Raw genomic sequence first — 10,213 nt, 5'->3', positions numbered from 1 at the left:
GAGGTTCTTCCAGGGAGCTTTTAAGCCCAAAATGTGTCAAAGAACGGTGTTTTTTAGGATCGACTACGAGCTTTTCGGCTGACCCAAGTACAGAGATATATCAAAACTCAATAAATCGAGGTTCCCTATTATAAAGGCAGCTAAACCCCTCAATGGACCGGAACGTTTCATGGAAATGTTTTTCATGTAACAGGCAATTAATTAACAATCAGCCCACCAACCCCCTCTCATTCAGGTATATAGATAATATCTCCGCTTTCCAGCTGATAAGCAACGCCGACCATTCTGCCTTTTCTTCCGCTGGCCTGCTGGTCTTCCGAGGTTTTATATTTCTCGATCACATTTCCTTTCCTGGTAATGATTTCCATGTTCTCTTTGCCCGGGTTCTTGACGATCATGTAAGTCTCTTTCGAAAAAATCTCCTGCATGTTGAAAAGAATGACAAGAGCGACCATGAGGGCAACGACAAAAACCATGTAAACGTCAAAAAAGCAGGCAGTAAACGGTTTGCCATCCAGTCCACACGACCCTTGCAACGAGCCGAGGAAAACAGATGCCAGCCGGACAGACAGTGATTCGGCTCTTAAGGATTCGTTATCAGACAGGCGAAATTAATATTTATTTAAACTGATTTATATATCAAAAACAATACAGACTCCGGCAGATACTGTTAGCTACTTGGCAGCGATTGTCTGCACGTGCTTGACGATTCTCGGAAAACCTCAGCCAACCATTGTGACGGAACGCCGGAAACGTTGGCCTTATCAACCGTTAATGTACCGTATTCAAGGCAAAAGGCGCCTCGCACAGAACCCGGTACTCCGCGCCGTCGGGTTTCAGAATGGATTCATAGAGTGAAAGCCCCCTGAGGCGGGCTTTCCAAGCCACCGGCACCTGCAGTTTCATCCGGGCAACGTCATGCCGATCATCGAATTTGATGCGTGCGATCGTCAGATGCATGAGAAACGCTCTCTCTTCGGTTCGCTCCAGAGACAAGCGGCAAATCAGCTCGTTGCGCAGCGCGTCGGAAAACGGCGCTGCAGGACCGGTTGCCCAGAGAATACGAGGTTTGTCCGCCGCCGGACCCGGCGATACTGAGGTGAACAGAACATCGGTCTGCGGAAAAAGGGCTGCCGTATCGCAAAGCGCGACACATGCATTTTCCGGCATATCGGTCAGCCAGGGAGGGATTATGGTGAGATGGAGATTTTCCGGCTTTATCCAGCGTACATGCAGATCGGAATACCGTTTACGGAACTCCAGAAACTGTTCGCGCAGCTCCTCCCCCGCCGGAATACCCACAAACACTCTTCTTGGGCTGTTCCCATGCGATGCTATTGTCTGTGAATACATTCTTTCTTTTTCTGTCGATTACATCCCGTAATGCACGGATATGATAAACCCTCGCTGGCCAGCGAGATTATGGGGTGAAGGCCGACCGGCGCGAACTCCGCGAATATCGCTTTTTGTCATTGCGAACGACAGGCCTCCTGTTTTTTCAGAAACTCCGTCCTTAAATACAGCCACTCGCTGCTGTCCATCTCCCACTCGCAGTAGATTGCCACCCCCGCATAGTTCTCCGGCAGCACCCGATAGCTTTCAAGTCCGGCATCAATCCCTGAAAGCGCATTCGGCAGGTTCTCAGTTTCGACATTATGATACTCTGCGCCTGGATCGTCGTACGCCGGAATGCCAAGCAGCACTTCCGTCTTGCCGGACCAGTCAAGCACCTTCACGGCCCAATCGCTCATCAATTTCCTGTAAAGCCTGGGCGACCGCAGCGACGTATCATACATCATGGGAACAATCTGATCAGACCTTTGAGCCACCTCGGAATAATACAGCCTGTTCCAGTGTACCTTCGAAAACGGCCGGGAACCCATGTGCGGAGGATAAGCCGCCACAGAAATGATTTTGCCCTTAGGAATTGCCCGCCTGAGCTCGTCAAGCAGCATAAGAAAAGACTCGCTGCCATCTGACACAGGCTCGATATTGAGATGGATGCCTGCGAGCCGCGGATGGGTTTGCAGCAACGCAGCCGAAGACGAAACGAAGTTCTCACGCCACTCGGCCGAATCCGGAAAACACTGCTTACGCAAAACACCTCCAACCCATGGCAGAACCCTGAACCCTGAAAACCCGTCGAGGAACCGTTCAGTCTGAAGAGAATCTGCCGGAGCGATCTGTCCTTCAGAAGTGGCAGGGCAGAGGTGCGGAAAAACGTCTCTCACCCCATGCGTGGCAAGCAGAACCGCCAGCTCGCGTATGCTTTCGGTATTGCGGAAACGCGACCGCTCAACATTGTTCCGATCGAACCAATTATCGTCGCCGAGCCAGCCATGCTCGATCCATATGCCGTTGGTACGAAGATCATGCCGCCCGTCGGCAACGGACCTGCACGATGACCGCGCATGATAAGCAAGCGCGGCTAATGCCGGAATCGCCAGCAGCAACAGAATCGAACGCATGCCTCTTCGCATGATATGCTCCGGAAAATACAAGTTCATCTCATTCCAGAAATAGTGAAATACAGGCGAATTACCAACCTCCCTTCCTCCACGTTTGATACGAAGGCCTCTGCGAATGTTGTTTCGCAACCCGACCCGCAGGCTCAGACGTGCGCCTTCCGACAGTCAATAATGGGTATAACCGCATATTCTCTTTGTATACCATCCAAACTATGCAGTATATTTAACAAAGCAGTTTTCTTTTTTTCCGGTACGCCGTTTCAGCACATGACCCGATTGCCGGAAAAAAAGGCCTTCCCTGCAAAGAACAGGAATAGATTACCTTAAAACCGCATTTGAGCGCCTTACCGACAACTGTCGGAGTTCTCATATCAAAATGAGCTTCAATGCAATACAGCAAGAGTTGTCAGCCTCATATCAGCCGGTTCTGATACTTCTCTTTTTCAACAAGCATCAAGAAAACAATGCAGAAAATCCATGCCGGCGTTGGGCTCAGCGATGCCGCCGATTCATTTCAGGCAGGAAAAAACGCGGTAACCGATGCTCTCGAACGTATAAACGGTCAGACACCGCAGATACTGATAGTATTTGGAGCCATGCGATTCGATCACCGCGAATTGCTTCGCGGAATCCAATCGGTTACCGGTGATATTCCGCTTGTTGGAGGCACAACGGCCGGAGAAATTTCCACTCAGGGATTTTCGACAGACTCTGTGGTCGTTATGGCTGTCGCATCCGGCCAGCTTCACTGCATTGCTGGAATCGGCCACGATATGAGCCGTAATGTCTATGCATGTACCAAAGAGATGATCAACGATATTCTCTCAAGGGATACCTTCGATCCTGACGCTTCGCTACTCTTGTTCCCTAATGGCATGGGCGGCGACGGAACGCAGATTCTTGCTGGAATACACGACCTTCTCGGTGAACATTTCGAAGTGGCAGGCGGTTATCTCGGCGATGACGAACGGTTCTCAATGACGTTTCAGTACTACAACGGCAGCGTCTATAAAGACGCTATCGTCGGGCTGATGATCCGCAAACAGGATGGCATACAAACAGGCACAGGAGTGAAAAGCGGATTCGAATCGATAGGAAACAGCTTTACCTGTACCGCTTCCGAAGGCAATGTCGTTAAAGAGTTCGATCATGTGCGGGCATTGGATCTCTACAAGGATTTTCTGGGAGAAACGCGATCTGAACGACTGCCCGGTATCTGCCTTGAATACCCGTTCGGAATTATTGAACCCTCGCTCTCAGCTCAAGGAAATCACCTGTTTCAGTTACGATGCGGCCTTGCCGTAGATCACGAAACAGGAACCATCTCCCTGGCAGCATCCATTCCCGAAGGAAGCGAAGTAACTCTGACGACCGCTTCGAGGAGCGAAATAATAAAAGGCGCTCTCGATGCCGCGAATCAGGCAAAAGCATGCCTTTCGGGAGCTGATCCCCGCTTCATCATCATGTTCAGTTGCGTCGGAAGAAAACTGGTTCTCGGCAGAAGAATACAGGAGGAAATTTCCGCGGTAAAGCAATGCTTTGGGGACGACATCCCGATCATCGGTTTTTATACGTACGGAGAAATCGGCCCGATTAACAAAATGAAAGCCGAATTAGCTACTGCAAAATTTCATAACGAAACCGTAGTTCTCTGGGTAATCGGCGAAGAACAAGCATGACCCCGACACTTAACTGTTAACCCCTTTAGACAGTTATGAACACAAAAGATATCCAGGCACTGCGAATTCGTCTGAACGAACTCGAACAGGAAGTATTGCAAAACAGACGCATCAAGGACGAACTGCTTGAAAAGCAGAACGCTCTGAGGGAACAGAATGTCAAACTCATAAAAAAATCCATAGAGCTTTCGGATTTTCAACGGCAGCTTGAGGACAAAAATTACGAGCTGGAACTCTCGCGAACCGAACTCGAAAAAGCGCTTGCCAATCTCAGCGAAAGTGAAAACACCCTCAGTACCATTCTTGCCAACAGTCCGGACATTATCATTGCCGTAGACCAGCGACATAACGTCATTTATTTCAACCGGACATTTCCGGGAAACAATAAACCGCTCGATATCGGCAAGCATTTATGTGCATACATTATTAACGACAATCACGATCTCTACCACGAAACCATCGACTCGGTTTTTCAGTCCGGCAGCCCGACAGTTCTTGAAAGCGAATTCAATCTGCCGGACAACGACACTATTTTTCTGGAATCAAGACTGGTACCCTGTATTATCGACGACAAGGTCTCTTCGGTCGTCATGATCAGCTCGGATATCACGGAAAGAAAAAAAATAGAACAGGAACTGAAAAATACTCTTACCGATCTTGAGCGTTTTAACCGGATCATGGTAGGTCGAGAAATCAGAAATATCGAGCTTAAAACCGAGCTTGAGCAGCTGCGGGCGAAGCTGTTGGCAAACGGCAGCGATGCATCAATATCAACAAACCATAACAACAGAACAACTCTCGCAAGCAACCTGACAGATCCTCTTGCAACCGATTTATCCGACTGGCTATGTCCCATTGACAAGGCAAGCCTCACAGCCCCTGACAATCCGGCTGATGATTATCTCTTCAGAAGCCGGCAGCGGGCAGCCCTGCTTAATCTCATCGAAGACGCCAATCTTGCAAGAAACCAGCTGCTCGAAACAAACATCAAACTTGAAGAGTCCGTCAGACGTACCGAAGAAATGGCTAAAGCCGCAAACGAAGCCACAAAGGCAAAAAGCCAGTTTCTTGCAAATATGAGCCATGAGATCCGAACACCTATGAACGGAGTTATCGGCATGTCGGATATCCTTCTTGAAACCAGACTTGACGAAGAACAGAAACGATATGTCGAAACCATCATCGGCAGCGGAAAAAATCTGCTCAGAATCATCAACGACGTACTGGATTTCTCGAAAATCGAAGCCAATCATCTTGAACTCGAGCACTACGAGTTCAACCTGCTTGAACTTCTCGAAGACGTCTGCGGACTTCTGGGATTCGAAGCTTACGATAAAAACCTTGAACTGATTCTCGTTACGGCAAAGAATCTGCCGTTTCATGTTAAAGGCGACCCGGCAAGAATCAACCAGATCCTTGTCAACCTTGTCGGAAACGCTATCAAGTTCACGCATGAAGGAGAAATAATCCTCTCTGCCGATCTGCAGAAAGAAACCGAATCCCATGTCGTTATAAGGTTTTCTGTGCGCGATACAGGTATCGGTATACCGGCACATCGAATCTCATCGATTTTCGAACCATTCATTCAGGCCGACGGTTCAACAATCAGGAAGTACGGCGGCACCGGTCTCGGGTTGGCCATATCGAACCATATAGCAAACAAAATGGGCGACGGAATAACCGTCAAAAGCAACCTTGGCAAAGGATCTGTTTTTTATCTCGACGTACTGCTTGAAAAAGCCGCACCCGCCTCCGGGCCGGTGCCCTACTGTGCCGCACCTCCTCCCGGCATCAGGATACTCGTAATAAGCAGCAATGCCGCCGCAAGCAAAGCAATGAAACAACTGCTCGAAAATGAACAATGCGTCTGTACCGTTGCAAGCACTTTTCATCATGCAGCAACAGCCATTAAAAACCATAAATTCGACATCGTTCTTGTTGACATTCAGAACGATAATCTGCTGGCAGATCAAATACCTGAATCCATGGATGAACTACCGTTGATTATTCTTGCATCAACAGGAAAAAGTGATGAAATCAGAAACCGGTATGGAAATAAACGCTTCAGACTGATCCTTAAGCCCATTCACCGAAAAGAGTTATTCTCGGCTCTTGCCATCGCCGCTGCAACCGGCACACCCCGGAACGACAGACATACCCGGACTGCGACGAAAATAAGAGAACGACCTGCAGAAGTTGATAACGGTTATCGGATATTGCTTGTTGAAGACAGCAAAGTGAATCAGCAGGTAGCATCGGCCATGTTGAAACAGATGGGTATTGCGGCCGATATTGCCGAAAACGGATTCGAGGCACTGCACAAACTCAGGGCGAACCATTACGATCTTGTTCTGATGGACTGTCAGATGCCGCAGATGGACGGATACGAAACAACAAAGAGGATTCGCAGCAATTCGGAACAATCGCTGAATCATGGAATTCGCATCGTTGCCATGACGGCACACGCAATGAAGGAGGATAGGCAAAAATGCATCGACGCCGGTATGGACGATTATCTGGCGAAACCGATCAGAAAAACCGATTTCGAACACATAATCAATAAATACCTGAAATCATAACATCTACACCTGAATTATTCGCCATCGTACCTTCCCGGTGATACATCCGGTCAACAGTTAATCGAGTGGCCTCGAAACATTTATTGCTGTTCAGGATTGACCACGCTTCCTGGTTGATTTCGGATTTCAGAGTTATTTTAAAGGCCTGACTGGAGTCGTTTGAGCCTCCAATTGTAAAGAAACCCGAGCACCGACAAGCCAAGCGCGACAGCAAGCGCTCCCATACCGGGCATCGAAGCCGACAGCAAGCCCGTAAGCATGGTCGCATGCGAAAGCTTCCGGAATATCCCCAGGTCAAGATCTGCACCCTGATTGCATTCAGACAAAGGGACATAATCTTGTATCCTATTGCACGAGAACCGATAAACCCGGCAAGCCATGACGCGGAAGGCTTTCCGGAAGGAAATTCTGTCTATTTTATTTCCTGGGCGAAAAAGAAATACCAGCCGAGCGGTTTGGATTTCAGGAAAATCGCGATAATTTTTTTCCCGTTCAGCCTGTACTCGAATGTCCCCTGATTACTGGTCATGATCTTCCTGAACTCATCACCGAGACTTTCGTCCGCGACGTCATCGACGTTTTTAAAAATTCTGCCGATATAACGGTGAAGAACGATTTTCGCAGTTGGGTCAAGGGCATAGAAATAGGTGCCGTCAGGCAGCACAATGTCCTCAGATACCAAATCCGAAAGCAGATGCACCCTCACCGAGACGCCGATTGCCGCGACCACCTTGCCGTCCCGGGTAACCGGGCTGGCAACGATCACCGAGCGGTGACCGGTGGATTTGCTGATGACGAGGTCGCATTCCACATCCTTATTGGCCAGAAGCTTCGGAAAATAGGCTCGATCTTTCAGATTCTGGCTGGTCAGCCCCCCTGATTCGGTGCTGTAATAGCTTCCGTCAGGCATCGCATACCATACCGTAGCATCGGTCGGCAGGTCCTTACTGAAATTCCGGAGCACAGGCTCGATCGATTTCCATTTCCCCGACTTCGCTTCTTTCGTCAGGGCAAGCGCCCTTGTTGTTCGAACGATACCTGCAAAATGTTCCTCTACCATTCCCTTGTAAGCGCCCAATGCAACATTCGGATCGAGCCCGAGAGCAGGCGGCTTCGCTTCTGCCGGTAATGAAAGGAATGACAAGGCGAAGAGAAGCGCTGAAGCAAGATGCATTAGTGGTTTTGACATGAGAGACCTCCTCTTGTTTGTTTTTCGCCAGAAAAGCATAGGGGAAACCGGGGCAAGATCGACCTGTTCAAACACAGCGGAGAAAGACAGTTTTATGCTGTATTCAACATCTTTTAAAAGTAATTATTTAGTTGACAAAAATATAGATATCAATGTCTGCATGACCATAAGGGCGCGCGAATCGGATAACAGGTTCCAGCCCGACACTCCGCGACAATTCCGGCCCGGCAAAACAACAAATCTCCTGCGCTATTGCACTATGTGCCCTCAAATACCATAGGCATGCGACACGCTTACCCGATAGTAAGCCGCATGAGCGTCACAACCAGAATCATTGCTGTACCGGCGATATAAATCCGCCGGATGTCGGTAATCCGGTCAGGAATCCGGGGGTTGAGCATGCGACTGACCGAATGGAAAACAACAACGTCGAAAAGCACAATGGGAAGCAGATACACCCGGTCAAACCACCCAAACGCAAACGGGATGACACCAAGGGAAAAAACAAAACCAAATACACCGGCAGCAACCTGCATCGCCCTGTCCGATCCGAACATCACCGCAAGCGAATGCGAACCGGTCCGTCGATCGCCCTCGACGTCCAGCGCATCCGCAGCAATCTCCTCGCCGAGATCGACACCCAGGGTCATTACCGCCATGAACCAAACCATCGGCTCCGAGAGATTGCCAACGGCAACACCGCCGAAAATAAAAGTCATGCCGACAGTAACCGCCACCATAAGGTTTCCGGCAAGACCGTACCGTTTAATGCGCCAGTTGTAGAGTATACCGAACAACAGGAGCACTGCAACGACAATGAAAGCCTGCCAGCCAAGCAGGAATGCCGAAAACAGGCCGAAAAGCACGAGAACGGCGGAAAACGCAACAGCTACTTCACATGTCACAAGCTCTGCTGGCAGCGGTCGCAAGGGGGAATTCATGCGGTCTGTCTCAATATCGAAACAGTCGTTGAGAACCAGAACCGACGCTGCAATGAAAAAAGCGGCTAAAAAACCGCAGAGCGCCTGCAGTGCTGACGGGGGCCCCCCACGCGCCAGCACCTCGGCAAGCAGCACGCATATCCCGGCAGCAAACGACAACTCGACGCGCATCAGGCGAAACAGCCCGAAAAGTCCGGCATTGAACATGGAACAGAAAAAACAGGTTTCATTGAACGGCAGCATCATCCTTTTGCCAATAACACCGCCCGACCACATATTCTTACAAATACTGAGCACCACTAAGGGGTGTTACTGCAAAAATATACTATTTGGTGATTACCTCTCTGAGTCTGCGTACCACACTTTCATGCTGAACAGATCTATTATAAAAACCTGTAAAAAGTTATTACGTAGCCAAATTTCCATGTTGTCCCGACAAGTCGGGATTGAAATCCTCTTCCCGAAAGTTTTCGAGACTCCGGTTTTGAGGTTTATCCCGAGCTACCGGGGTTCCGTCCGTGCGATTAGACTCGCGCTCCTTTATGGAGCTTGATTCTTTTATCGCTCATCACATTCTATCGAGGCTCCCTTATGAATGAGCATGATGGACATGGCCGATATGGCTCGTCAGGGAGACCTTGACGGAAGGGGGAATCTCTCGATGAAAGTGCTCAACACCTTTATCGGATGGTTTCTATATATCTGCATAGACCAGATAACGTTTAAAGTGGACCCCATTGAGCAGACAAAAAGAGGTCAAGTTTAAGGTGGTAACCCACCGGTTGCTTATGCAGCTTCTTGTTGCTGCCCTGTAGTCTCCGATGACCCTTCGGAGGCACTCTTTTGAAAGAACTTGTCAACGATACGAGCACCGCCACCTGTTGCGCTTTCGTATACCTCGTCCGGGGTTTTGTACCCCAGCGACTGATGAGGCCGCTCGTTATTGTAAAAACGGAAATATTCCGTTAATCCCCGCATCATTTCGACCGCTGTCTCATAGCCTTTCAGATACAGGTCTTCTTGCTTGACGTTCCGCCATAGCCGTTCGACGAAGATATTGTCCAGTGCCCGGCCACGGCCATCCATGCTGATGCGGATCTCATGGCTCTTGAGCACGCTGGTGAACGCATCACTGGTGTACTGAACGCCCTGATCGGTGTTGAAGATTTCCGGTATTCCGTACTTGCGGATAGCTTCTTCCAGACAATCAACACAGAAGCTACTATCCAGGGAGTGCGACGCGAAGTCGCGTATTTGAACTGTTCTTTGTAGAACCAGTTGTGCCGTCAACTGCCCCCACCGGCACATGCAGGATGAGTAATCGCCCTGTGTGAAGCTGCCGGAAACGTACCCGCGG

Annotated in this window: 9 protein-coding genes; 2 read left to right on the top strand and 7 right to left on the bottom strand. The window is 49.4% G+C overall.

Annotated elements, in window-relative coordinates:
* Positions 1-227: 227 nt before the first annotated feature.
* From K4305_RS11305 to K4305_RS11295, 3 genes are all read right to left on the bottom strand, one after another.
* On the bottom strand, positions 228-536 hold the full coding sequence (locus K4305_RS11305; RefSeq protein WP_331562564.1) for a DUF2149 domain-containing protein: 309 nt from the start codon (positions 534-536) through the stop codon (positions 228-230).
* Between the two features lie 235 nt (positions 537-771).
* On the bottom strand, positions 772-1,302 hold the full coding sequence (locus tag K4305_RS11300) for a 2'-5' RNA ligase family protein (RefSeq protein ID WP_331562563.1): 531 nt from the start codon (positions 1,300-1,302) through the stop codon (positions 772-774).
* Between the two features lie 167 nt (positions 1,303-1,469).
* Positions 1,470-2,480, bottom strand: coding sequence for a glycoside hydrolase family 18 protein (locus K4305_RS11295; protein ID WP_331562562.1), 1,011 nt, complete (start codon positions 2,478-2,480; stop codon positions 1,470-1,472).
* Positions 2,481-2,932: 452 nt separating this feature from the next.
* On the opposite strand from K4305_RS11295, the gene K4305_RS11290 reads away from it, so the two are divergent.
* Entirely contained in the window at positions 2,933-4,147 is a 1,215-nt protein-coding gene (locus K4305_RS11290) for an FIST signal transduction protein (RefSeq protein ID WP_331562561.1), read from the top strand.
* A gap of 35 nt (positions 4,148-4,182) precedes the next feature.
* Positions 4,183-6,726, top strand: coding sequence for a response regulator (locus K4305_RS11285; protein ID WP_331562560.1), 2,544 nt, complete (start codon positions 4,183-4,185; stop codon positions 6,724-6,726).
* A 137-nt stretch (positions 6,727-6,863) separates the two neighbouring features.
* On the opposite strand, the gene K4305_RS11280 is transcribed toward K4305_RS11285, so the two are convergent.
* From K4305_RS11280 to K4305_RS11265, 4 genes are all read right to left on the bottom strand, one after another.
* Positions 6,864-7,052 (bottom strand): hypothetical protein, encoded by a 189-nt coding sequence (locus K4305_RS11280; protein ID WP_331562559.1) that lies wholly within the window; start codon positions 7,050-7,052, stop codon positions 6,864-6,866.
* An 86-nt stretch (positions 7,053-7,138) separates the two neighbouring features.
* Positions 7,139-7,915, bottom strand: a complete 777-nt coding sequence (locus K4305_RS11275; protein ID WP_331562558.1) for a cache domain-containing protein — start codon at positions 7,913-7,915, stop codon at positions 7,139-7,141.
* Positions 7,916-8,208: 293 nt separating this feature from the next.
* Positions 8,209-9,102: a UbiA family prenyltransferase gene (locus K4305_RS11270; RefSeq protein ID WP_331562556.1), complete on the bottom strand. Its 894-nt coding sequence runs from the start codon at positions 9,100-9,102 to the stop codon at positions 8,209-8,211.
* Positions 9,103-9,642: 540 nt separating this feature from the next.
* Positions 9,643-10,213, bottom strand: a 571-nt coding sequence (locus K4305_RS11265) for an integrase core domain-containing protein (protein WP_331562555.1), incomplete at its 5' end; no start/stop codon positions are given.

The organism is Chlorobium sp. (assembly GCF_036528655.1).
In the GTDB taxonomy this organism is placed as follows: Bacteria; Bacteroidota; Chlorobiia; order Chlorobiales; family Chlorobiaceae; genus Chlorobium.
This window is presented reverse-complemented; position numbering and strand designations above follow the sequence as displayed.

Coding starts and splice junctions, on each gene's coding strand:
- K4305_RS11295 (WP_331562562.1), bottom strand. CDS start 2,480: ATGCGAAGAGGCATGCGTTCGATTCTGTTGCTGCTGGCGATTCCGGCA.
- K4305_RS11290 (WP_331562561.1), top strand. CDS start 2,933: ATGCAGAAAATCCATGCCGGCGTTGGGCTCAGCGATGCCGCCGATTCA.
- K4305_RS11285 (WP_331562560.1), top strand. CDS start 4,183: ATGAACACAAAAGATATCCAGGCACTGCGAATTCGTCTGAACGAACTC.
- K4305_RS11275 (WP_331562558.1), bottom strand. CDS start 7,915: ATGTCAAAACCACTAATGCATCTTGCTTCAGCGCTTCTCTTCGCCTTG.
- K4305_RS11270 (WP_331562556.1), bottom strand. CDS start 9,102: ATGATGCTGCCGTTCAATGAAACCTGTTTTTTCTGTTCCATGTTCAAT.